This window comes from Saccharospirillum sp. HFRX-2, from assembly GCF_043196805.1.
Taxonomy (GTDB): Bacteria; Pseudomonadota; Gammaproteobacteria; order Pseudomonadales; family Natronospirillaceae; genus Saccharospirillum.
The window spans coordinates 339840-363603 of record NZ_JBEBMU010000001.1 but is presented as its reverse complement, the minus strand read 5'-3'; the positions used below and the strand labels follow the sequence as shown (position 1 = coordinate 363603).

25 protein-coding genes are annotated in these 23764 nt (G+C 56.1%); 8 read left to right on the top strand and 17 right to left on the bottom strand.

Annotation, left to right across the window (positions count from 1 at the left end; translation table 11 throughout):
• Positions 1-10 precede the first annotated feature (10 nt).
• The 4 genes from trkA to def are packed head-to-tail and all read right to left on the bottom strand — an operon-like array spanning position 11 to position 4152.
• The gene (gene trkA / locus ABMA60_RS01850) at positions 11-1387 is read right to left on the bottom strand and encodes a Trk system potassium transporter TrkA (protein WP_392797843.1); all 1377 of its coding nucleotides are present in this window, start codon (positions 1385-1387) and stop codon (positions 11-13) included.
• Between the two features lie 9 nt (positions 1388-1396).
• Positions 1397-2692, bottom strand: a complete 1296-nt coding sequence (gene rsmB, locus ABMA60_RS01845; RefSeq protein ID WP_392797841.1) for a 16S rRNA (cytosine(967)-C(5))-methyltransferase RsmB — start codon at positions 2690-2692, stop codon at positions 1397-1399.
• Positions 2689-3642: a methionyl-tRNA formyltransferase gene (fmt, locus tag ABMA60_RS01840; protein ID WP_392797838.1), complete on the bottom strand. Its 954-nt coding sequence runs from the start codon at positions 3640-3642 to the stop codon at positions 2689-2691. Before fmt ends, rsmB begins: the two co-directional genes overlap by 4 nt.
• Positions 3643-3645: 3 nt before the next feature.
• Entirely contained in the window at positions 3646-4152 is a 507-nt protein-coding gene (def, locus tag ABMA60_RS01835) for a peptide deformylase (protein ID WP_392797836.1), read from the bottom strand.
• A 369-nt stretch (positions 4153-4521) separates the two neighbouring features.
• Between def and dprA the strand changes: the two genes are divergently transcribed.
• From dprA to hemF, 3 genes are all read left to right on the top strand, one after another.
• On the top strand, positions 4522-5619 hold the full coding sequence (gene dprA, locus ABMA60_RS01830) for a DNA-processing protein DprA (protein ID WP_392797833.1): 1098 nt from the start codon (positions 4522-4524) through the stop codon (positions 5617-5619).
• Positions 5620-5706: 87 nt separating this feature from the next.
• Positions 5707-6270 (top strand): L-threonylcarbamoyladenylate synthase, encoded by a 564-nt coding sequence (locus tag ABMA60_RS01825; protein ID WP_392797830.1) that lies wholly within the window; start codon positions 5707-5709, stop codon positions 6268-6270.
• Positions 6271-6294: 24 nt separating this feature from the next.
• Positions 6295-7215 carry an oxygen-dependent coproporphyrinogen oxidase gene (gene hemF, locus ABMA60_RS01820; RefSeq protein WP_392797827.1) on the top strand — a complete coding sequence of 307 codons (921 nt, stop codon included), beginning with the start codon at positions 6295-6297 and terminating at the stop codon, positions 7213-7215.
• Positions 7216-7225: 10 nt separating this feature from the next.
• Here the strand turns inward: hemF and ABMA60_RS01815 are convergent, their stop codons facing one another.
• The 6 genes from ABMA60_RS01815 to dctP form a co-directional block, all read right to left on the bottom strand.
• Positions 7226-8260, bottom strand: a complete 1035-nt coding sequence (locus ABMA60_RS01815) for a proline racemase family protein (RefSeq protein ID WP_392797823.1) — start codon at positions 8258-8260, stop codon at positions 7226-7228.
• Positions 8247-9359 (bottom strand): alcohol dehydrogenase family protein, encoded by a 1113-nt coding sequence (locus tag ABMA60_RS01810; RefSeq protein ID WP_392797820.1) that lies wholly within the window; start codon positions 9357-9359, stop codon positions 8247-8249. The genes ABMA60_RS01815 and ABMA60_RS01810 overlap by 14 nt, the downstream gene beginning before the upstream one ends.
• A gap of 139 nt (positions 9360-9498) precedes the next feature.
• Positions 9499-9939 (bottom strand): universal stress protein, encoded by a 441-nt coding sequence (locus tag ABMA60_RS01805; RefSeq protein WP_392797817.1) that lies wholly within the window; start codon positions 9937-9939, stop codon positions 9499-9501.
• Positions 9940-9968: 29 nt separating this feature from the next.
• Entirely contained in the window at positions 9969-11255 is a 1287-nt protein-coding gene (locus tag ABMA60_RS01800) for a TRAP transporter large permease (protein ID WP_392797814.1), read from the bottom strand.
• Positions 11256-11285: 30 nt separating this feature from the next.
• Positions 11286-11861 (bottom strand): TRAP transporter small permease, encoded by a 576-nt coding sequence (locus ABMA60_RS01795; RefSeq protein ID WP_392797812.1) that lies wholly within the window; start codon positions 11859-11861, stop codon positions 11286-11288.
• Between the two features lie 124 nt (positions 11862-11985).
• Positions 11986-12951 (bottom strand): TRAP transporter substrate-binding protein DctP, encoded by a 966-nt coding sequence (gene dctP / locus ABMA60_RS01790; protein WP_392800398.1) that lies wholly within the window; start codon positions 12949-12951, stop codon positions 11986-11988.
• Positions 12952-13613: 662 nt separating this feature from the next.
• On the opposite strand from dctP, the gene ABMA60_RS01785 reads away from it, so the two are divergent.
• The 4 genes from ABMA60_RS01785 to ABMA60_RS01770 all read left to right on the top strand — a co-directional run bounded on the left by ABMA60_RS01785 (position 13614) and on the right by ABMA60_RS01770 (position 16896).
• Positions 13614-14294, top strand: a complete 681-nt coding sequence (locus tag ABMA60_RS01785; RefSeq protein ID WP_392797809.1) for a lecithin retinol acyltransferase family protein — start codon at positions 13614-13616, stop codon at positions 14292-14294.
• A 69-nt stretch (positions 14295-14363) separates the two neighbouring features.
• On the top strand, positions 14364-15272 hold the full coding sequence (gene argB / locus ABMA60_RS01780; protein ID WP_392797805.1) for an acetylglutamate kinase: 909 nt from the start codon (positions 14364-14366) through the stop codon (positions 15270-15272).
• The gene (slmA, locus tag ABMA60_RS01775; protein ID WP_392797802.1) at positions 15269-15874 is read left to right on the top strand and encodes a nucleoid occlusion factor SlmA; all 606 of its coding nucleotides are present in this window, start codon (positions 15269-15271) and stop codon (positions 15872-15874) included. Before argB ends, slmA begins: the two co-directional genes overlap by 4 nt.
• Before the next feature lie 71 nt (positions 15875-15945).
• Positions 15946-16896, top strand: a complete 951-nt coding sequence (locus tag ABMA60_RS01770; protein WP_392797800.1) for a diguanylate cyclase — start codon at positions 15946-15948, stop codon at positions 16894-16896.
• Here the strand turns inward: ABMA60_RS01770 and ABMA60_RS01765 are convergent.
• The 5 genes from ABMA60_RS01765 to ectA all read right to left on the bottom strand — a co-directional run bounded on the left by ABMA60_RS01765 (position 16893) and on the right by ectA (position 21741).
• Complete coding sequence (locus ABMA60_RS01765; protein ID WP_392797797.1) at positions 16893-17804, bottom strand: TPR end-of-group domain-containing protein; 912 nt, start codon at positions 17802-17804, stop codon at positions 16893-16895. The genes ABMA60_RS01770 and ABMA60_RS01765 overlap by 4 nt on opposite strands.
• A complete protein-coding gene (locus ABMA60_RS01760) occupies positions 17792-19228 on the bottom strand; it encodes an aspartate kinase (protein WP_392797794.1) in 1437 nt (478 codons plus the stop codon). Before ABMA60_RS01760 ends, ABMA60_RS01765 begins: the two co-directional genes overlap by 13 nt.
• A gap of 199 nt (positions 19229-19427) precedes the next feature.
• A complete protein-coding gene (locus ABMA60_RS01755; RefSeq protein ID WP_392797792.1) occupies positions 19428-19826 on the bottom strand; it encodes an ectoine synthase in 399 nt (132 codons plus the stop codon).
• A gap of 103 nt (positions 19827-19929) precedes the next feature.
• A complete protein-coding gene (gene ectB, locus ABMA60_RS01750) occupies positions 19930-21207 on the bottom strand; it encodes a diaminobutyrate--2-oxoglutarate transaminase (protein ID WP_392797789.1) in 1278 nt (425 codons plus the stop codon).
• A 48-nt stretch (positions 21208-21255) separates the two neighbouring features.
• A complete protein-coding gene (gene ectA / locus ABMA60_RS01745; RefSeq protein WP_392797787.1) occupies positions 21256-21741 on the bottom strand; it encodes a diaminobutyrate acetyltransferase in 486 nt (161 codons plus the stop codon).
• Positions 21742-22036: 295 nt separating this feature from the next.
• Here ectA and ABMA60_RS01740 point away from each other — a divergent pair, with 295 nt between their 5' ends.
• Positions 22037-22531 (top strand): MarR family winged helix-turn-helix transcriptional regulator, encoded by a 495-nt coding sequence (locus tag ABMA60_RS01740; RefSeq protein ID WP_392797784.1) that lies wholly within the window; start codon positions 22037-22039, stop codon positions 22529-22531.
• 16 nt (positions 22532-22547) lie between these two features.
• Here ABMA60_RS01740 and ABMA60_RS01735 read toward each other — a convergent pair whose 3' ends face one another.
• Together ABMA60_RS01735 and ABMA60_RS01730 are read right to left on the bottom strand one after the other, a co-directional pair.
• Positions 22548-23081: a GNAT family N-acetyltransferase gene (locus tag ABMA60_RS01735; RefSeq protein ID WP_392797781.1), complete on the bottom strand. Its 534-nt coding sequence runs from the start codon at positions 23079-23081 to the stop codon at positions 22548-22550.
• A gap of 4 nt (positions 23082-23085) precedes the next feature.
• Positions 23086-23739, bottom strand: a complete 654-nt coding sequence (locus ABMA60_RS01730) for a hypothetical protein (RefSeq protein WP_392797778.1) — start codon at positions 23737-23739, stop codon at positions 23086-23088.
• Positions 23740-23764 lie beyond the last annotated feature (25 nt).

Sequence of the window (23764 nt, the reverse complement as noted above, 5' to 3'; positions counted from 1 at the left end):
GCGTGCTGAATTAGAAGAAGGTGAGCCCAACCTGGAACAAGCGTTCGACATCACTGATGCGGCGCTTGTCGATCAAAAACAGAATGACGTGGTCGTCCGGCTGAATCACTTCGTCGCTTTGCGCAATCAGCACCTCGTCGTTACGCACGATGGCACCGATGGTACAGCCTTCGGGCAGGTCGATATCCTCAATGGCACGACCGACCACTTTCGATGAACGCGCATCGCCGTGGGCAATGGCTTCAATCGCCTCGGCCGCACCGCGCCGCAGTGAATGCACATTAACGATATCGCCACGGCGCACGTGCGTCAGCAGACTGCCGATGGTGGTCTGCGATGGCGAAATGGCCACATCAATTTCGCCGCCCTGCACCAGATCGACGTAGGCCGAGTTGTTAATCAGCGTCATCACCTTGCGCGCGCCCAGTCGCTTGGCGAGCATCGAGGCCATGATGTTGGCTTCGTCGTCGTTGGTCAGCGCCAGGAAGATATCGGTGTCTTCGATGTTTTCGTCGAGCAGCAATTCCTGGTCGGAGGCATCGCCGCGCAACACCACGGTCTGGTTCAGATGTTCACTGAGCAGGCGGCAGCGCTCTTCGTTGTGTTCGAGAATTTTCACCGAGTAACGACCTTCAAGCACCGTCGCCAAACGAAAACCGATGTTGCCGCCACCGGCGATGATGATGCGTTTGTAGTTGCGTTCTTTACGGCGCAGCTCGCTCATCACCGCACGAATGTCCGATTTGCCAGCAATGAAAAAGACTTCGTCTTCGGCTTCAATCACCGTCGAGCCTTCGGGAATGATCGGCCGGTCTTTGCGGAAAATTGCCGCGACGCGCGTCTGCACCGAGGGCATATGTTGCTTCAGAAAACGCAGTTCCTGGCCGACCAGCGGTCCGCCGTGATAGGCCTTGACCGCAACTAATTGCAGCTTGCCATCGGCGAAATCGAGCACCTGCAGCGCGCCCGGTGTTTCGATCAGGCGCTGAATATAGTTGGTCACCAGCTGTTCGGGGCTGATCAAGACGTCGACCGGAATGGCCTCGGGCGCAAACAGTTTTTCACTGTGCTTGGTGTATTGCGGACTGCGGATGCGGGCAATCTTGGTGGGCGTGCGGAACAGGGTGTAGGCGACCTGACAGGCGACCATATTGGTTTCGTCACTGGGGGTGACAGCGATCAGCAGGTCAGCGTCTTCGGCACCGGCCTGACGCAGAATATTCGGCAACGAGGCCAGGCCCTGGACGGTGCGGATATCGAGTCGGTCCTGCAATTCACGCAGCCGGCCACCGTCGAGATCCACTATGGTGATGTCGTTGTCTTCGCTGGCCAGATTCTCGGCCAGAGTGGCGCCGACCTGGCCGGCGCCGAGTAAAATGATTTTCACGTGTGTTCCTTACGTCGCCGTCGATTCGGCCTTTTCCAGCAACGCGAAATAGAAGCCATCGTGCCCACCGGGCTGTGGCAGCCACTGTACCCCGAACTCCGCTGGCGCGTCACCCGCCAGCGTTAACGACACCAGCTGTGCATCGGACTGACGTTGCAAAAACGCCGCTATCCGCTCGCTGTTTTCACGCGGCAGGATGGAACAGGTCGCGTACAGCATACGACCGCCGGGTTTGAGCGTGCACCACAGCTGCGCCAGCAAACGATCCTGCACTTGCATCAGGAACTCAATGTCTTTGGGGCGACGCAACAACTTGATATCAGGATGACGGCGAATCACTCCGGTGCCGCTGCAAGGTGCGTCGAGCAGAATGCGATCGAACGGCTCGCCATCCCACCAGGCGTTGATATCAGCGGCGTCGGCGGCCTGTAATTTGGCGCTCAAGCCCAGGCGGTCGAGGTTTTCGGTGACGCGCTGCAAGCGGCTGTCATCAATATCCAAGGCCGTCAGATCGATCTTGGCGGATTCCAGCAGATGACCGGTTTTGCCACCGGGCGCGGCGCAGGCATCGAGCACTCGTTCGCCGTCCTGCGGTGCCAATAACAAGGCACATTGCTGAGCGGCTTCGTCCTGAACGCTGACCTCGCCGTCGCTAAAACCCGGAATGGCCAAGACCGGAACCGGCTGCGCCAAAGTGACAGCGCTGGCGGTTTGCTCGCAGGCGCTGACTTCTAAACCTTCGTTATCGGCTTGCGCTAACCAGGCATCGCGTTCGAGGCGCGAACGGTTAACGCGCAAGGTCATTGGCCCCTGAACGTTGCCAGCGTCGAGTACTTGCTGCCACTGGTCGGGATAGGCCTGACGCAACTGCCGAGTCAGCCAGCCGGGATAGCCAGCGGCGTTTTGCAAACCGGCCACCAGTTCGTCGCCCTCACGCTGGAAGCGACGCAAAGCAGCATTGAGTAGCTTGGCGGCCCAGGGTTTTTTCAGCGGTTTGGTGCCATCGACGGTTTCATAAAGCGCCGCGTGTTCGGGCAGGTCGAGTTGCCACAGCTGGTAGACACCGACCACCAGCAACATATGAATCACCCGCTCTTTGCGCTGGATCGGCTTATCGAGCAGTTTGCGCGTCAGCTCATCAAGGCTCAGATAATGACGCGCGCAGCCGTAGACCAGTTGCTGATAAAAGCCACGCTCTTCTTCGGGCAATTGTTCGCGCCGCGAGGGTAATAAGTCGTTCAGTGAGCGGCCTTGATCGACCAGTTGCAGCAAGGTCTGTGCTGCCAAAACCCGACTGTTGGTCATGCGTTGGCCTCGCCCAGTTTGGGTTGCGCTTCAAAATCGGCGCGGCGTGCGCGCAGCACATCGGCAACGGTCATGGCTTTTTTACCGGGCAATTGAATGCGCTCCAGTCGTAATACGCCGTCGCCACAGGCGACATCCAGACCCGCATCGCTGATGGCGAGGATTTGACCGGGTTCAGACTGAGAGGTGTCGTCCAGCAGGCAGGCCTGCTGAACTTTGAGGGTGTCGCCGTTCCAGCGAGTGTAGCTGCCCGGCCAGGGTGTCAGGCCGCGAATCTGACGATCCAGTTCCGCCGCCGAACGATGCCAGTCGAGCTCGCCTTCGGCCTTGCTCAGCTTGGTGGCGTAGGTTGCCAGCGCATCATCCTGCTGTTCACCGCTCAATGTGCCGGCTTCCAGACCATCCAAGGCTTCGATCAGCGCCGGGCGACCCAGTTCAATCAGCCGGTCGTGCAACACCGCACTGGTGTCGGTCGGCTCGATCGCGCAGTCGGCTTTAAGCAGCATGGCGCCAGTATCGAGACCGATATCCATCTGCATAATGGTCACGCCGGTGCGTGCATCGCCCGCCAGCAAGGCGCGATGGATAGGCGCGGCACCGCGCCAGCGCGGTAACAAAGAGGCATGAACATTGATACAACCCAGACGAGGCGTATCCAATACCGCCTGTGGCAGCAACAAGCCATAAGCGACCACCACCAGAATATCGGCGCCAATGGCGGCGAGTTCGGCTTGGGCGTCAGCTGATTTCAATGAGGTGGGCTGGTAGACGGGAATCTCGGCATCGACCGCCACCGTCTTGACCGGCGATGGCGTCAATTTACGGCCTCGTCCAGCCGGACGATCCGGCTGGGTATAGACCGCAACAACCCGATGATTGGAACCCAGCAGGGCTTTGAGGTGCTCGGCCGCGAACTCCGGCGTGCCGGCAAAGACAATGTTTAGGCTCATCAATCAGGAGGCCGTCAGCTTATGCTGCTTCTCCAGCTTCTTGCGAATACGGGTGCGCTTGAGGTTGGACAGATAGTCGACGAACAACTTGCCGTCCAGATGATCGATCTCGTGCTGAATGCAGATGGCAAACAGATCTTCGGCTTCAAACTCGATGGCTTCGCCCATCTCATTCAGCGCGCGGCAACGGATCTTGTCGGAGCGGGTAACGCGTTCGTAGTAACCCGGTACCGACAGACAGCCTTCCTGGGTTTCCACCGGCTCACCCAGCTTGTCGTATTCGGGGTTGATCAGGATGTGCGGATCGGACTGATCTTCAGAGACGTCGACCACAATAATGCGCTCATGCACATTCACCTGGCTCGCGGCCAGGCCGATGCCCGGGGCGTCGTACATGGTTTCGAGCATGTCCGCCGCCAGCGTGCGATGCCGCTCTTCCACCTCGGCCACCGGCTTGGCTTTGGTGCGCAGCCGCGGATCGGGGTATTCGAGAATTTCTAATAAGGCCATGTGTTAATCGCTTCCTGACAACCGGATAAGAATGAATATTGTACAGTATGTAGACAGATTTCGTGGTTTCAAATAGTAGAGCTACCTATTTCTGATAGTTCCACTCTATGGTCGGTTCTGCCTAATACGGCCGCTGTGATCTGTCACTCAGTTCCCGTCAAAGTCACTGCCAACAGCTTGGTGAATGTTCTTTCACTGTTAGACTCCCTGAGTGTTGGCCATGACGGCCACCAGCAAACGCGCGGCGCGGATTGTAACGGGAAAGCGGGCTCGGGGAAATTCAACCGGCCCGCTTTAATGTCTGCCTCTTGTTACAGCGCTTTATCTTCCGGCATGGACCCGCCGGATTCTCAACAAGGAGTTCAGGGAATGAACGATGATCGTCTGCTGTGGTTGCGCTGGGTACTGACACCCGGCCTGGGGCTACGCCGCAGCCACCAACTGCTGAATCACCTCACCCATCCGCAAGAATTATTCGATCAGCCCGAGCGCTGGTCGCTGCCCACTGAGCTGACCGCGAAGCTGCAGGAGATGAAACGCCTGGGCGAGCAGCACCCGGTGCACCGCCAGGTGCTGCAACAACTGCGCTGGGCGGAGCAGGAACAGCATCAATTGATCAGTTTGCAGGACCCGCTGTACCCGCCCTTGCTGCTGGAAATTCCCGACCCGCCGCTGATGCTCTGGGTGCAAGGCGATGCGACCTTATTACAGCAGCAACAGGTCGGCATTGTCGGCAGTCGCAATGCCACTTTGGCGGCACGGCGGCATGCGCAGCAGTTGGGGCGGGAGCTGAGCCTGGGTGGCTTGGTGATCACCTCCGGCGGCGCGGCCGGCATTGATGGCTGTGCCCATCAAGGCGCGCTGGACGGGACCGGGCAGACCATCGCGGTGCTGGGTTGCGGCGTCGATGTGGTTTACCCGAAGAACCACCGGTCGCTGTTTGAGCAAATTGCCGCCAAGGGCGCTTTAGTCTCCGAGCACCCACTGGGAACCCAGCCCAAACCAGGGCATTTTCCACGGCGCAACCGCATTATCAGCGGACTTGGTGATGCCCTGGTGGTAGTCGAGGCCGCGCAGCGCAGCGGTTCTTTGATCACCGCCGAGCACGCCATGGAACAAGGCCGCGAGGTTTATGCCTTGCCCGGCGATATCAGCAACCCCAATGCCGCCGGTTGCCATCAGTTGATTCGGGATGGCGCCGGTTTGCTGTCCAGTGCTGAGGATTTGCTGTCGGTGTTGGCGCCCGGTAACTACCTATCAAAGCCGCCGCCAGTGAACATGCCGCCCGATCCCGAGCTACCTGAGTTGCAAAAAAATCTGCTGGTTTTGTTATCGAGCGAACCTCAGGCACTGGAAACCCTGAGCCAACAACTGCATTGCAGCGCCCAATCTTTATTGGAACCCTTACTGGAGTTGGAATTGGCGGGCTGGATTCAACAGCAGCCTGGCGGTTATTGTCGCTTGTAATGAGCGCGGCAGCGGTGGTCGGCAGCAATTGTCACTGCGTGCACATCTGAGTACCCTTGCGGCCTCGACCAGCCTGAGACTCATACCGTGCCCGATCACCACGCCTTTCATCTGCGCCAGGCCTGCCATGCCGTCCGCGCCGGCGGTGTTATCGCCTACCCAACCGAAGGCGTTTGGGGACTGGGCTGTGATCCGGACAACGCTCAGGCGGTATACCGCATTCTGGCCATCAAAGACCGGCCGATGGATAAAGGTCTCATTCTGATCGGTGCCGACTGGCAACAATTGCGCCCATGGCTCGCACCACTGAGTGCCGACCAGGAACAGCAAATTCAAGCCAGTTGGCCTGGCCCGGTTACCTGGGTGGTACCGCATAACGGTCATTTGCCAGTATGGCTGACCGGCGGTCGCGATACGCTGGCAGTGAGGGTTTCCGGTCATCCATTGGCGCGGCGCTTGTGCGAGCGACTGGGCAAACCTCTGGTTTCGACCAGCGCTAACCGATCCGGCCAAGCGGCCATTACCGAACAACGACAAGTGCGTTGGCAACTGGGCGCTGAGCTGGATGCCATCCTCCCCGGTCGCGTGCAGACGCCCGGCCAAAGCAGCCGCATCCTCGATCTGAACAGCGGTTCTACGCTCAGACCTTAATTGCATTCACGAGGCCTTCCCGCCATGTCCCAAGCCTTCGACATCGAACCCGTCCGCAACTATTTACTCGATCTGCAGGATCGCATTTGTCAGGCCTTGGCAGCCGAGGATGGCAGCGCCGCCTTTGCTGAGGAAAACTGGCAGCGGCCGGCCGGTGGCGGCGGTCGTTCAAGAGTGTTGCAGGATGGCCCGGTGCTGGAAAAAGCCGGCGTCGGTTTCAGCCACGTGATGGGCGATCAGATGCCACCCAGTGCCACGGCCAACCGCCCGGAACTGGCTGGTTGCCATTGGCAGGCGATGGGCGTTTCGCTGGTTATCCATCCGCGCAATCCGTTCGCGCCCACCTCACACGCCAATGTGCGCTTTTTCGTGGCTGAGAAAGAAGGCATGGAACCGGTCTGGTGGTTTGGCGGCGGTTATGACCTCACGCCCTACTACGGTTTCGTCGATGATTGCCGCCACTGGCATGGCGTCGCCCAGGCGGCCTGTGCGCCCTTTGGCGATGACGTCTATGGGCGCTACAAAAGCTGGTGCGATGACTATTTCTACATTCCACATCGCCAGGAAGCGCGCGGCATCGGCGGACTGTTTTTCGATGATTTGAACGAAGGCAGTTTCGATCAGTGCTTTGGGTTGATGCGTGCGGTCGGCGATTCCTATCTGGATGCCTACTTACCCATACTGGCGCGGCGCAAAGACACGCCTTACAACGACCAACAACGCGACTGGCAGGAAATCCGTCGTGGCCGTTACGCCGAATTCAATCTGGTGATCGATCGCGGCACTCACTTTGGCCTGCAATCCAATGGCCGCACCGAATCGATTTTGATGTCACTACCGCCCCGAGTGCAGTGGCGCTACGGCCACGAACCCGAAGCCGGCAGCGAGGAAGCACGCCTGCTCAGCGACTTCCTGCCGCCGCGCGACTGGCTGAACGCCTATTAATAGTGGAGCACTAAGGCGACAGCAGGTGTTCCAGATCGGAGCTATCGACCAGCGGATCATCCAGATCCACCACAATGCGCGAGTGGGCTAACACCCAGGCCCGGCCGCTGATGTTGGAATGCAGCGCAGCATAAGAACCAACTTTGTCTGCGCCCATGACCGTGCCAATAAAGCGATTACCGCGCGGGGAAATGGTCTCCAATGACTGGCCTTCGGCAATCTCGCCGCGACTGGCCATCAATGCCAGACGCGCCGAGGTTCCGGTACCCGTCGGGCTGCGACAAATCACTCCCGGATGCACATAGGTCGCCGACGGCGATTCCCAGCGACCTTCACCCAAGGGCCGCACTGGCCCCATAAAATGCGCAAAAGGCAGCGGCCCGACATCGCCCAGATCCGGATGTTCCTGCAGCAAACCTGGCCGGGCAGCGCGCACAAAAGCATCGCCAAAGGCGGTCAGCGCAATCTCTTCTTCGCCACTGAGGTTAAAGCCGTATCGGGTCGCATTGATGAGCGCAAAGTAGGCGCCGCTCCACACCAGATCGAAATCGATGGTGCCGTAATGCGGCACCTCTACGCTCAACCCCTGTTGCGCCACATAAGCTGGCTCGCCCTGAGTGGTCACCGATTCCACCCGGCCGTTCACCACCCGCGCCTGGACCCGCGCCAAGCCGGCTGGCGATTCCAGCACCACCGTCTGGTCGCCTTCACGCATCTCGATGGCGCCGCTTTGCAACAAGGCAGTGGCGGTACACAGGGTGTTGGAGCCGGAATACATCGGATAACCCATGGCTTCCATAATGATGTAACCGGCCTGAGCCTCAGGATGGCTCGGCTCGACAATAAGATCGACCGACATGGCCGGATCGCCATAGGGTTCGGACAGTAATAAGCGGCGCAAGCCATCGCCTTCACGTTGCAGATAGCGCGCTTTTTCCAGTACCGAAGCACCCGGCAAAGGGTCAACGCCGGAGAACACGATGCGACTGACATCGCCACCGGCCTGGGTATCAATCAGCTCCAGCGTGCGTTCACGACTTTCCATATTTCGCTCCCTCGGTGTCCCAATGCTGGTCCGGCACCACCACCAGCTTGCCGATGTAGGTTTTGCTGATAAAGGTGCGCTGCGCCTCGTGGAAATCCGACAGTTTAAAAGTGCGATCGAGCAGCGGTTTGATCTGACCGTTTTCGATATAGCGCACCAGCCGCCGGAAATCCGTGCGCGTGCCCTGGGACGAACCGTGCAACTGCAATTGCTTGAGATACATAGTGCGCAGATCGAGTTCAACCACTGGCCCGCCGATGGCACCGGCGGTGGTGTAACGACCCTCCGGCCGAAGAATGCGCAGCAGGTCGTTAAACATCGGACCGGCGACCAGATCGGCGACCACATCGATGGGCGCACCGACCACCGATTCGACCTCGGCAACCAGATCCGCTGTATCGCGCAGAATCACCGCTTCGGCGCCAATCTCTTTTAATGCTGCCTCTTTGCCAGCACTGGAAACGGCATAGGGAATGGCACCGCGCACCCGCGCCAATTGGATGATGGCAGATCCGACGCCGCCAGAAGCACCGGTGACCAGCACCCGTTCACCCTGGCTCAACTGCGCCCGCTCCAGCATCTGCTCAGCGGTCAGATAAGCGCAGCAAAAGGTGGCGAGTTCAGCGTCGCTCAAGGGCGCGTTGATTTCATAAGCGTTGGCCGAGGGCACGCTTTGATACTCGGCATAACCGCCGTCACGACCGTGGCCGATGTAGTCGATATCGGCCAGGCTGTCATCGCCTTCGGGTCGGTTATAGATGCTGAAATCGACCATCACCCGCTGCCCGATGCGCTCCTCCGGCACGCCTTCACCGACAGCGACAATGCGACCCACACTGTCAGTTCCCTGAATGCGCGGGAAGCTGAGCGTCGATCGTCCGCGCCGCCAGGTCGATACCGAATTGGGATCGGTCTCGCTGCCATAAGCGCCTTCGCGCACCCAGACATCGGTGTTATTCATGCCGCAGGCCGTCACTTCGATCAGCACTTCACCGGCCGCCGGTTGCGGCGTAGCGACATCATCGCGATAGTGCAATTGATCCAGGCCGCCATGGCCCACCAACTGCACCGCTTTCATTTGCGTTGGTATCTGCGTCATGGATTGGCATCCTCGTTAGCGTCTTACACCAAAAGAGGCGCGGCTGACTGCATCAGCTGCGCCTCCACCTGAAAACCCTATATAAAAATCGCCATAGAACGGAACGGCGGCGACCTTATCGCTCGCTAGATAACAATCACTAAACAACCAAAGTCGGACAGTGCGCCAGACTGGCCACGCGGTGCGACACACTGCCGAGCAGCATGCCGTCTTTATCACTATGGGTACCGTGGGTTCCCAGTACGATCAGATCAACCGCCTTATCGCGCGCAAAATTAACGATGGTCTTGGACGGCCGCCCGCCTTTCACAAAACCACGCACCTGAGTCGCACCGCGCTCCTTGGCGTGATGCTTGGCTTGCTCGACCACTTCACGGGCGTATTCGTTCAACGCCTGATCGGGGATCTGAATTTCCTGCGGCCGCACCATCGACAGTGACGCCTCAAACAAACTGTGATGTTTGAAGACGCACAACAACAAAATTTCGGCCTCGGTCAGGCTCTGCATTTCAATGGCGGTGTCGAGCGCATTCAGGGCCGCTCGGGAACCATCCACGGCGACCAATATTTTTTTAAACATGGCGACTTCCTTTGCCTGAGAACCAAGGATCAATCAGCGAAGGCGACGTCTCTGAGAAACAGCGCAATCTCTGGAAAGACAATCAACAAACCTGCGGCCGCAACGAGCATAAAAATAAAGGGTGGCGTGCCGCGGATGACCTCCCAGTAAGGCCGTTTAAAAATGGCAATGGCAGTAAAAATATCGCAACCAAAGGGCGGCGTTGCCGAGCCAATGGCAACCTGCAGCGTGATCAAAATACCGACGTGCACCGGGTCCAATCCGGTGGCTGCAATGGACGGCGCGAAGATGGGTGTCAGCACCAGAATAACGACGATCGGATCGACGAACATACAGGCGATAAAGAAGGCGACACAGATAGAAATCAGCACGCCAGTCGGGCCCATTTCGCTGATGCCAACCGCTTCCATAATGGTCTGCGGAATCTGCGCAAAGGAGATGATCCAGGAAAACCCATTACCAACACCGACCAGAATAAAAACCACAGCGGTGATCAAACCGGTCGACTTGGCGATGCGATAAATATCCGGCATTTTCAGCGATCGGAAGACCCCGAACTCCAGGAAAAACGCATAGAGCACACAGACCGCAGCCGCCTCGGTCGGGCTGAATATTCCGCCGTAAATCCCGCCAACGATAATGACCGGAAAGAACAACGGCCAGATGGCTTTTACCACTGCATCGCCGCGTTCGGACCAGCTCGCTTTCGGTTCAGTCGGCACCTTGTTGACGTAGGCGTAGACCAGACAATAGAGCGAGAACATCAGCAGAATCAGCAGCCCCGGACCAATGCCGGCGATAAAAAGCTCGGCAATGGAAGTCTCAGAGATCACACCGTAAATGATCATGCCGATACTGGGTGGAATCAGAAAAGCGATGTCACTGGAATTGATGATCAGGGCCAGCGTAAAGGGGTCGGAGTAACCCGCTTTCAGCATCTTCGGTCGCAGTGGCGAACCCACGGCCACAACTGTCGCCTGAGTGGAACCTGACACCGCACCAAAGAGCGTGCAGGACGCTGCCGTACTGACGGCAAGACCCCCTTTAATATGACCGATAAAGGCCATCACCATATTGATCAGTCGATCGGCCGACTGGCCTCGCGTCATGATGTCAGCAGCGAGAATAAACATCGGCACCGCGATCAGAGATGCCGGGCGAATGCCGCCCATCATTTGCTGAATAAAGGTATCCATCTGGCCGAAGCCATCGAACATCATAAAGAAGCCGACCAGCGCCGCAGTCGTCAAGGGAATCATCATCGGAAAGCCGAGCAACAGCAGCACGACCATTATCAACATCAGGGTGGTTGCCATGGTGTCATCCTTCTCGCAGTGGTCGTTGGCTCAGACTTCGGATTCGGTATCGGCGTAGCCGTCCAGCACGCCGGTGGACAAATAGACGTCCTTGGCGCGCATATTGGTAATGGCGGTGAGGAAATATTGAATGCCGGTGACGGCCAGTCCGATCGGCACCCAGACATAAATAATCCAGATGGGGAATTGCAACGCCGGTAACACCCGGCCGCGCTCGAAGGTATCGAGAATGTAGATCATGGCGAAATAGCACAGGAAAAACATAACAGCGGCGGTAAAGAGGGAGATAATGATCATCACAACTTTGCGGCCTTTATGTGGCAGCAAATCGTAGATGGCTGACATGCGGATATGACGACCGTGACGCGCCGCATAACCGATGCCGGCAAAGGTAATCATAATGATCAGGATGCGATTAATTTCGCCAGTAAAAAACAGCCCTTCGGAAAATACAAAACGGGCAATCACATTCACGCAGGTATTAACCGCCATCAGGATGACACCCAGCGCCAGGATCACCGCTTCAATCTTACTGATGGCAAGATCAATCTTACCCAGCAAACCCGGCAGGGCAGACTGGTAGGACTCAGGGGCGTTTTCTGTCATCGCTAATGCTCCAATCAATGGCACCACACTGATCCGGCTGTTCAGCACCTCAATGTGCAATGCCTGCTTATGATCACCCCGAAAGGAGGCAACCGGCACGCCGATGCGTGCCGGTTAAACCGAGTTACATCTGAGCTTCTTCAAGATCTTCCTGGAATTGCTCCAGCAGATCGCGACCGCTGGCACCGGTCATCTCAATAAAGGCTTCTTCAACCTGAGGCGCACGTTCTTTGAAGGCCTCGATCTGAGCATCACTCAAACGAACTACGTTCACTTCGTCGCTGTCCGCCTGGATGTTTTCCAACGATTGTTCAGCCAGGCCATCGATGTGTTCGATGATCTGATTGAAGGCGTAGTTGGAGGCATCCTGAACCAGTTGTTTGTCTGCGTCGGACAGATCATCGTAGAAGTCCTGATTGGCCATCATGGCGGTGGTGAACCAGCCGTGTTTGGTGAAAATCAGGTTCGGAGACACTTCATAGAGGCCGCCGGATTCAATCCAGAAAATGGGGTTTTCCTGACCCTGAATCATATTGGTCTGTAAGGCACCGTAGACTTCACCCCAAGGCAAAGGCGTCGGGGTAGCACCAAAGGCTTCATAGGTTTCCGACAACAGCGGGTTGGTCATGGTGCGGATTTTCTTGCCGTCGAATTCAGCTGGACTGGTGACCGGCTCGTCGACGGTGACCACCATTTCGCCTTCCGGATACATCTTCAGCAGTTCCAGACCTTGTTCGGCATAGAGCTCGGGGAAGTCTTCGTTAATGGCTTCGCTGTCGCGGAAGAACTGCACCACGGTGTCGAAGTCGGTCGGCAACAGATAGGGAATAAAGAAAATCTGCGCTTCGGGAATCAGCGCGCCGGTAAAGCCGGGCGACTGGTTAACGAATTGCAGAATGCCGTTTTGCGTCTGCTCCATGATGTCGTCGGATTCACCCAACTCACCGAAGCGATAAATCTGAATGGTGTGGTCAGAATTGTCTTCGATGTACTCCTTGAAATCGTACGCAAAGACATCCTGAACATCGCCTTCGTTTTCTTCATGGGCATAGCGCCAAGTATCAGCCATCGCCAGGCTGGCGGTCGTCATTGTCGCCAGGGCAACGCCTGTCAGCTTGATCAGAGCAGGGGTGTTTTTCATCTCGTTAACCTCCGTGGGCTGTCGACCTTGAAAGCAAGGCACGACCGTTGATGTTGGTCACCGATTTGAGTAACGCCGACACATGCTTGAACCAGCACAGCGCCTCAAAATCCTTTAGAGCTGTATGAGAATGGCAAAAGGATTTGGTAAAGGCAAGATGAAGATGACGGCTTGATGACTGCTCCGAACAGCCATAGAAACAGCCCAAACAAGAGGCCCGCTAACTGTCAGCAGCGTTACAAAAGTTAGCATTTAATCCAGTTATAACCACTAAATACGGCTGTATAGCGACAATTTAGTAAGGTCCCTAAAGGTCTTCCAGTGCGCCTGCCCAGATTGAGGCGACCGGAGCAAAAGACGGCTCATTGATATTTTTGTGCTCAAATCAATAAGTTATAACACTAATCATTTTTTGTGAACGAAGATTCTAACTCAGCGACACTCAGGGGTTTTGATTTCACCCCTAAACGTTGATTCCGCCCCTAAAAAATGAAATCCAAGCAAGCTGAGGCTATATGGCGCAACCAAAATACCGAAAACAACCAAATGGCAGGTGCGTTTCCGGTGTGAATGTGCAAGATAGACATTGAGTGACAAACACAGGCAGCAGTATGGCCAAGGCACGCCTCTTCCAACGCAACAATCAGCGCATCAACCCGGATTCAGATACGTTGCTTCCCGGCGATCACCTATGGGTACGTCGCTCCGGTTACAGCCATCACGGCCTCTATGTCGGTGAGGGGCTGGTTGTGCACTACGCTGGCTGGGTCGATGGATTTCAGGCCGGACCCTTGGCGGAAACCAGTCTGGCCGAGTTCTGCGACGGTCGCACCCTGCACCGCCGCGACCATGGCAACCGCTATTTCACGCGCGAACAGGCAATAGCCCGGGCCCGTAGCCGCCTGGGCGAAAACCGCTACAACGTCCACGCCAATAACTGCGAACACTTCTGTTACTGGGCCATCAACGGCGACCATCACAGCCGGCAGATGGATTGGGTCGACCTGGGATTGGGGCTGTTGCACCCGGGTCTTGAGGCGACACGCAAAACCCTGGGTCGCGATTTCCAACCCGATGCTCGGCAACGCTTGTCGCCCATTCTCGGTCAGCTGGCGTTGGATTGGGGCGTTAAATCGGCCGCTCGCTGGGCAATCGGGCCTTATGGTCTGGCCGTCTATGCGAGCTACCGGGTCGGTCGTGGCTGGTGGGGGCGCCAGCGTCAAAAGCGCGCTCTGGTTCGACGCAAAATCGACCTCAAAAGTCCGCTGACAGAGCACGACCCCAGCGTCTAAATTGCGTATCATCTATGCCTTGCTGGCACCGCCTCCAACTGCCCTGACCCTAGCAACCAGGACCCATTCATGTCTGTTGATCGCACCACCGCTTTGAATTTCGTTAACGTCCTGCACGAGGCGCTGCCCTATCTGCAGCGCTTCCAGGGAGCGACGGTGGTGATCAAATACGGCGGCAACGCCATGGTCGACGAGACCTTAAAAGCCAGCTTTGCGCGTGACATAGTGCTGCTGAAAACCGTCGGTATTAACCCGGTGGTGGTGCATGGCGGCGGTCCGCAAATCGGTGACCTGCTGCAGCGACTGAATATAGAAAGCCGCTTTGAGTCGGGCATGAGGGTCACCACCAGCGAAACCATGGATGTGGTCGAAATGGTGCTTGGCGGTCTGGTCAATAAAGAGATCGTTAACCTGATCAACCAGGCGGGCGGCCAGGCGTTCGGCATCACCGGCAAAGACGGCCATACCATTCAGGCGCGGCAGTTAAAAGTCACTCGCCGCACGCCCGATCTGCAAAAATCCGAGATCATCGACATCGGTCATGTCGGTGAAGTGGAAAAAGTCGATACTCGCCTGATCCAGCTGATGACCGATGGCGGTTACATCCCGGTCGTTGCCCCCATTGGCGTCGGTAGCGATGGTGCTTCTTACAACATCAATGCCGACCTGGTCGCGGGCAAACTGGCCGAAGTGCTGGGTGCAGAAAAGCTCATTCTATTGACCAACATCGCCGGTCTTCAGGACAAAGAAGGCAAGGTTCTGACCGGGCTGGATACCGCTCAAGTCGATGCCCTGATCGCCGATGGCACCATTCACGGCGGTATGTTGCCCAAAATCCGTTGCGCGCTCGACGCCATTGCTGCCGGCGTCACCAGTGCGCATATCATCGATGGCCGTGTCGCCCATGCCACCTTGCTGGAAATTTTCTCGCATCGCGGCGTGGGTACTTTGATCAGCAACCAGACGGACGCCCAATGACCGCTACCTTGCCTACCGAATCACTGTCGCGCCGCGACCAGATCCTGCAAGCCCTGGCCCACATGTTGGAAACCAGTCCCGGCCAGCCGATCACCACAGCGCGCTTGGCCAAGGTGGTCGGCGTTTCCGAAGCGGCGTTGTACCGGCATTTCCCGAGCAAGGCGAAGATGTTTGAAGGGTTGATCGAGTTTATTGAAGACACCCTTTTTTCCCGCGTCAGCCGCATCCTCGAAGAAGAACGCAACGCCATTCCGCAGTGCGAAGCTTTGCTGACGCTGTTGCTGGCCTTTGCTGAACGCAATCCGGGCATGTGCCGTATTCTGATCGGTGATGCATTGGCCGGTGAAGTTGAACGATTGCGATCGCGCGTGGCCCAGGTATTTGATCGACTGGAAACGCAATTGAAACAAATCATCCGCGAAGCAGAAATTCGCGAAGGTTTGAAGTCAACGCTGACGGCGTCGCAAGCGGCTAACTTTATGCTGGCGCTGGCGGAAGGACGTATCAATCAATTTGTGCGCAGCGAATTCCGCCGCAAACCTACCGACGACTGGACGCCGCAATGGCGCGTTGCGGTCGAAGCTGTGTTTCGAAAAGCATAAATCCGAACAGAGATTGGGACTGATTTACGCTTCAGCTATACTCCCGGCACATCCAACAAAAATCGCACTTCATGGACGCCTGGATCAGCCACTACCAAACGCTGCCCACTGACGGCGAACGCGATGCCTTCTTTGAAGGTTTGGTACGTCATTACGCCGAATTATTTGACGCGACCGACAGCGGTTATCTGCTGCTCGACGCCGATCAGTCTGTGCTCGCCTGGAATGACACCACCGAAAAACTGCTCGGCCATCAGCCCGTCAAGGGCGAATCCATGCCCAAGCCGGGCGATTTATTTGAGTTGGAAGACGGCGCCACCGATGCCAGCGAACTCATCCGTAGCGTACTCAATACTCAGCAAACCCAGCAGCAAGTCTGGCGGTTACGGCGTGAAGGCGAAGCACACTGGGTACGACTGACCCTGCTGCCGGTGATGCTGGCCGATTGCCGACAGGTGTTGGTGATCGTCAGAGACATCAGTGCCGAAAAACGTCTGGAAGCCGACGTTCAAGCGCAGCAGGCAGCGCTCAATGATGCCCGGGTACGTGACCCTCTGACCGGTTTGCACAACCGTCGCTTTGTACTCGAACAACTCGACCGCCTCAACGCCCGGGCTAAGCGCTATGGCAATACGTTTTCACTGGCGTTGATCGACCTGGATCACTTCAAGAGCGTCAACGATACCTACGGTCATCAAGCTGCCGATCGGGTGCTGTGCTCATTAGCGGATTTAATTCGAGGTGACCTTCGTGACGCCGATATCACCGCCCGCTATGGCGAAGAAGAATTTATGGTGTTGTTGCCGGAAACCAATATTGAAGATGCGGTCATTACCATCAACCGTCTGCGCCAACGCTTTACCGAAAGTCGGGTCGACGGCATCAAACGCTCACTAACGTTAAGCGCAGGCGTAATGAGTTGGGAACCCGGTTTATCGCTGGAACAGTTGATCTTCAAAACCGACCAGCGTCTGGCGATGGCCAAGTACGCGGGTCGTAATCAGGTGTGCGGCGAGCTTTAGCTGTTGGTTGAAGTATCGTCGTCGACTTCGGTCAGCGCTTTGAAATCTTTCAGTCGGCGCAGACCTTTAAAGGACGCATCGGTTCGCGCTTCGTCGCGATAAGACGGCGCCAGCCCGATGGCTTTCTCCAGATACTCCAGCGCCACTTTCACGTCACTTTGCTGAGCGTAAGCGCACGCCATCTGGTAGTAAGCATGAGCGTGTTCCGGATCGATATCCAATGCCTGCTCACTGAGACTGATCGCCCATTTGGTTTCATCCAGTTCCAGAGCCGCATCGGCTTTATAAGTCAGCGCTTCAGTATCGAAAGGACGCAGCGTCAGAATCTGATCGTAGATCTGAATTTTGCTCTGCGCGCTGGTTTCCTGACTGGCGCGTAACCACAACGAATGAATCTCGTTGGTCTTCTCAATTTCCTCGCGGTTTTCCTCAATAACCTGAGTTTTTTCCTTGAGGTTTTGCTCCAACGCTTTCAGCCGTTTTTCATAAGACGACACCAGCTTGGTGACTTCTCGGTCCGCATAGGTGTGGGCTTTTTCTTTGATATCACGAATGTTGGCGTAACCCACCACCACCAGCAGTGATGACACACCGGCGATCAGATAGAAAAAATAGGTAATGGTGTCGATGGAATAGGTGACCGATTGAGTCGCCAGTTCCAGCTGTTTGGCATTGAGCTTGTCGGAATACTCAACGCGGAAATTCATCATTTCCTGACGCAACGACCGCACTTCATCGAGCAGATAACGTTCGATAAAGGGGTTATACATCGGCTCATCAAGATTTTCGATGGTCTGGGCGACATCGTTGTCGCTATAAAGGTCAGAGGCGGTGGGAGCGTTGTTAGACTGCTCACCCCAGGCTGGGGTGAGCAGCATTACCAGCATCAGCCCAATCAGGCTACGCATTCGGCATTATCCTGTTTCGCGGGTTCGATCAAAGAGCCGTGCAGAATTCGCAGTGCGGCTTCGTATTGATCGTCTTCCACGACCACGCGGATGTCAACCTGACGCATTCCCTGGTGAATAGCCAGGACGCTGATTTTATTATCGGCCAAGGCATTGCTCAGTTTGGCTAGAATGCCAGGCACATTCATATCGCTACCAATCACCGACACCATGGCCACCTTGCGGCTGGAAATATCGGCACCCGGGTAGTAACGCTCCAGTCGTGACTTGATGCGCTTAACCACTTTCAAACCGGTGTCCAGGTAAAGCGTAACGGTGTTGGCGTTATGTTCTTTGGCCAACAAGGGCACGTCGAAATCCTGCACCAGTTTTTGGATTTCCAGAATGTGGTTCGGCTCGCCGACGATGTCCTGATCGAACACATCAATGGCAAAGATGTGCGGCTTGCCGGCAACGATTTCGACCGCCGGTTGTTCACTGCGGTAATCGTTGGTGATCAGGGTGCCATCGTGGTACGGCTCGAAGGTGTTTTTCACGCGCAGCGCGATGCCTTTCTGACGCAAGCCTTTGGCGGCTTTGGGGTGGATCGCTTCCATACCAATCAACGACAGCTGGTCGGCCACATCGTAGTTGGTGCGACCAATTGGCATCACCTTGTCGGCACCGACCACTTTCGGGTCCGCTGTGGACAGGTGATATTCCTTATGAATCACCGCTTCGCGCGCGTCCGTCAGCTCAGCAATTTTCGAGAAGGTGATTTCGCTGTAGCCGCGATCGAAGGTTTTCATCAAACCTTCTTTGCACTGGGTGTAACCGGTGACGATCGGCATTTCCTGGCTCAGATCGAACTTGCTGAAGATGCGATGAATCTTCTCATCCATCATCTGATTGTCCGGTTCACGCCAGCCCGTCAGATCGACAAAGCGGGCGTTAATGCCTTCCGCCTGTAACAACAAAGCCGTGTTAAATGCAGAGTGCGCTTCACCAACACCCGCGAGCATTTCACGCACCGTTGCCAGGTGTTCTTCAATTTGGAAATGGCCGTAAGAACAGACCCGCTGCAAGTCGAGCAGGCACGAACGAATGCCTTCCATGCGCTCGGTAATAAACTGGTCGGCCTGCTTGCGTGAATGCGGCAGATCAAACATCTCGGCATTCACTTCCCGCATCGCCTTGGCGGCGTCGGTGAGGCGTTCGCTCCATTGCCAATCGGAATCGTTGTTGGCAAAGAGCGCATAAACGCCCGGTTCCTTGGACTTTTTATGTTCCAACAGATGGTTGGTGATGCCGCCGTACGCCGACACCACAAAGATGCGCTGATACAAATCGGCCGGATCGCGGTCCACCTGGACAATGTTGTCCCGGACCGCCTTGTAGTCACTCATCGACGTACCGCCGATTTTTTCGACCGTATGGTTCGCCATGGGGGTGTTACCTCCTTCGGCTCCAAGTCAACAACCGGCGGCGAGCCGGCGCGGCCTTGGGCCTGCTTTGATTGTGATTTGCTGTTACTGCAAAGAACGCTTTGCCGAAACCGGCTTCGGGCGCTGGCTGTCATCACCCACCGCTCGAAACCGCTCTCGGGAACGACGAAGGCTCGCGCAGAGCCTTCGTCTGACCAGCTCAGTCGGTCACTTCTTCAGCTTCCAACGGATAAGCACCGTCCGGACCATGCGTTTCCTTGCCGTTCAACGGCGGATTAAAGGCACAGGCCAATTTCAGCTCGCTCTTGGCTTTCAAAATATGGTCGTCATTTTGATCAAGAATATAGATGGTTCCCGGCTTGATGTCGTGCTCAATGCCAGTGGCCTTATCGAGGATCGAACCTTCACCCGAGATGCAATAAACCGTCTCCAGATGATTCTTATAATGAATCGGCGTTTCGGTATTGGCATAGATGGTGGTGATGTGGAACGAGAAGCCCATGCCATCGTCTTTCAGTGACATACGCACGCTGTTCCAAGTTTCGGAACTGACCTTGCGTTCGGAGTTGCTGCACTCATCCAAAGTACGAACGATCATTTGCTTTCCTCTTTTAACTGTTAACAACTTGTCGACTAATTCGAGGTGTAAAAAAGCCCGCCCATAATCGAGCGGGACATGCACACCCTGTGCTGAATTCGCTTTAGCTGGCCTTGGCTTTCAGTTCCGGCAGCACCTTGGCAAAGGCGTTTTCCAGGATATCGAGGCCCCGCTTGAGGTCTTCAAGCGGAATGGTCAGCGGGCACAGGCATTTAACGACTTCGTCATAGGCGCCACTGGTTTCCACAATCAGGCCGTTAGCAAAAGCTTCGCGGCAAATACGCTCAGCGGTTTCGCCATCCGGTACTGCCATGCCGCGCATCATGCCACGGCCTTTGACGGTAATAACGCCTTCACCAAAACGCTTGGCCAGACCATTAAAGCGTTGCTCAATCAGCTGGGCGCGTTCAGCAATCTGCTGCTCGAAAGTGTTGTCCTTCCAGTATTCTTCCAACGCCACTCGAGCGGTGACGAACGCCAGGTTGTTACCGCGGAAAGTACCGTTGTGCTCGCCCGGCTTCCATTGGTCCAGCTCCGGACGCATCAAAGTGACGGCAAACGGCAGACCATAACCACTCAGCGATTTAGACAGCGTTACCACGTCCGGCTTGATGCCAGCTGGCTCGAAGCTGAAGAAGGTACCGGTACGACCACAGCCCGCCTGAATGTCATCGACGATCAGCAGCATGTCGTGTTTGCGGCAGATGCTTTCTAGTTCTTTCAACCATTCCATACGGGCAGCGTTCAAGCCGCCTTCGCCCTGAACGGTCTCGACGATGACACCGGCCGGCGTTTCCACACCGCTGCCCGGATCGGTCAGCAACTGGTCGAGCAGTTTCAGACCCATAAAGTCGTCGCCGTCTTCACCATAGCCGTCGTAAGGAATACGGGTGACGTCAGTCAGTGCCACACCGGCACCGCCACGTTGGCCTTTATTACCAGTCGCGGCCTGAGCACCCAGGGTGCAACCGTGATAACCGTTGGTGAACGAAACAATACCGCTGCGACCCTTCGCCTTACGGGCAATCTTCAACGCGACTTCAACCGCATTGGTACCGGTCGGGCCGGTGAACTGCACTTTATAGTCCAGATCGCGCGGTTTCAGGATGATGTCGTTAAAGGCCTGCAGGAAGCGCTCTTTGGCATCGGTGAACATATCCAGACCATGGGTGACACCATCGGCTTGGATGTAGTCAATCAACGGCTGCTTCAACAGATCGTTGTTGTGGCCATAGTTCAGCGTGCCGGCACCGGCCAGAAAATCGATATAGGAGGTGCCTTCGCGGTTTTTCAGACGCGCATTCTTGGCCGTGGTGAACACGGTCGGAAAGCTGCGGCTGTATGAACGGACCTGAGATTCGAGTTGTTCGAAAATTTCCATGGTGGTTTCTCCCCTTGGGGTAATAAACAGTTAAAGATGACCCATGCCTTAGTGGCGAATAGGGCCTATCCGATAGAGTTCTTCGCTTTCGTGCTGGCCGCCAAAATGACGCTCTTTATCGAACAGCACACCGACTTCCAGACCCGCATCCCAATCGCGCGCCAAGGCTTTAAACAAGCGCTGCGACGGTTCGTTGTCCGGGGTGATGGTGGTTTCCAGGAAAGTCACCGCCTGCATCGCCGGACGATCCATCAACGACTGGATCATGCGCTTGGCCAGACCCTGACCACGCGCAGCCTTGCCAACCACGACCTGCCACAAAAAATAGGTGTCCGTGGTACCCGGCTTGATATAGCCGGAAACAAAGCCGACCAGTTCGCCATCCATCTCTGCCGCCACCGCTGTCTCACCAAAGTGACTGGCCTGCAACAGATTGCAGTACATAGAGTTGGTATCCAGGGGCGGACTACTGGCCACCAATTGGTGAACGGCCGAGCCGTCTTCCGATACTGCTGGTCGCAACGTGATGTTCATGACCTTGCTTCAGACCTCGCTGTAGAGCCGATTAGGCCCTCTCGTTACTTTAATTCTTTGTCTAATCTTTAGTATGCGAAGCATTTTAGCACAATATTAGGGACTCAATGCAAGCTCAGGCGCTAATTGTGCCATCAACTTCTTTAGCACACTAAAATATTTCTTGAATTCCGACTAGACTAGAGGCTAACCTAATTTAGGTTTCTAAAATGTTTCATTAGAGGACGAACCTTTTCATATGAGATACAATCTCGCCCTCATGGGGGACAGCACCCCAGTGGTAAAGGATCAGACAATGAAACGGGTGGATGAGGTTCTGGTGTCGCTGCGTCGAATTATTCGCGCCACCGATATTCATTCTAAGAAGTTGAGTAAGCACAGCGGCCTGACATCGCCGCAGCTGCTGATCCTGATGGCCATCGACAAGCTCGGTGATGTCACCATTGGCACCGTAGCCAAAGACGTGAATCTGTCTCAGGCGACGGTCACTACCATTCTTGATCGACTGGAAAAACGCGGTCTGGTGCAGCGCGTGCGCAGCGATGTGGATCGCCGCCGGGTGCATGCCAAGCTGACCGATGAAGGTCAGAAAATTGTTGAAGATGCGCCGAGCCCGCTGCAGGAAAGCTTCGTCGAACGCTTTGATACGCTGCCGGAGTGGGAGCAGACGATGATTCTGTCATCGCTGCAGAAACTGGCGGAATTGATGCAAGCCACTGATATTGATGCAGCACCGGTGCTGCATGTTGGCGATGTAACTCACCACTACAGCAATACCGGCCAAAATTGAGTCAGGCGGCCCGCTGCTAGTCGGCCGCCCGACTGATTGAATAAAGTATCCCTTGCTCACCGTAATACCGATCTGTGGTTTCCACGTAACGCATGCCGAGCCGTTCCATCACCGCCAGCGATGCCTTGTTGTCGGGAACAGCCACAGCCCAGATGGTCTCCAACTTAAGCACCTCAAAGCCATAATTCAGCAATGCCTGCGCCGCTTCTGTCGCCAGCCCTTTGCCCCAATAAGGTTCCGCCAGGTGCCAACCGATCTCCAGGCGCTCGGAAAACTCACCGTCGCCGTAGGGCATGGCTTTGAGCAATAACAAGCCGACGTAGTCATCACTGCCGTGCAAGCGCACGCTGAAGGCACCCGATCCTGCGGTATGTGCCTGCCAGCGCTTGGCTCGCTCGATATAGAGCTCGCGCAATTGGTCGAGTTCAGGCGCGGCGGTCCAGGACAGATGCCGCCGCACCGCCGCAGAATGATAGATGGCGCGATGGCCTTCCAGATCGCGCGCTGAGTAGGGAGTAATCAAGCAGCGTTCGGTACGCAACGCTTGCATGGCGTTATCCTTTTATCCGATAGGCGCGCAGCACCAGCAGAAATAAGGCTCCGCGCGTGACGATGCTGGCACCATTAAGCATCAGCAAAGGCCAGCTCTGAGACAGTGGCATGGTCAGCGCAAAAGCCAGAGTGGAAGCATCTTTGGTGAGCGTGAACAACAACATACGGCGAGATAAAACACCGGCGGAACGCGCCCGCACCACCACCACCATCTGTTGAACAGTGCCCTGTACCAGCACCACCGTCATGACCACTATCACCGTATTGGCCAAGCTAAGCAGAGCGGGTAGTGGCCGGATAAGAAACACCGACAATCCGGCCAACAGTAACAGCTCACCAACCATCAAGGCTGCAAACGACCAGCGCGTGCGCCGCTCCCACCAGATCCAAAACAGAATATTCAGAATCAACAACAGCGCTGCCAGCCGCGTCCAAACCAGATAGTGGTTTAGCACCGGCACCGCCAGACCAAACAAAAAATTGCCGTAAAAGGCCACATAACTGGAGAAGAATTGATTCACCGATAATTGATCGGTGGCGGGGAAATGTCGCTCGCGACGGCGCTGCCGAATCTTATTTAATTGGATCCAAAGGCCGTAAACCGTCAGCGCAAACAGCACCGAACTGATGCTGCCCCAAAGATGATAATTGCTCACCTGGCTCCCACCTTCATTGCAGTTC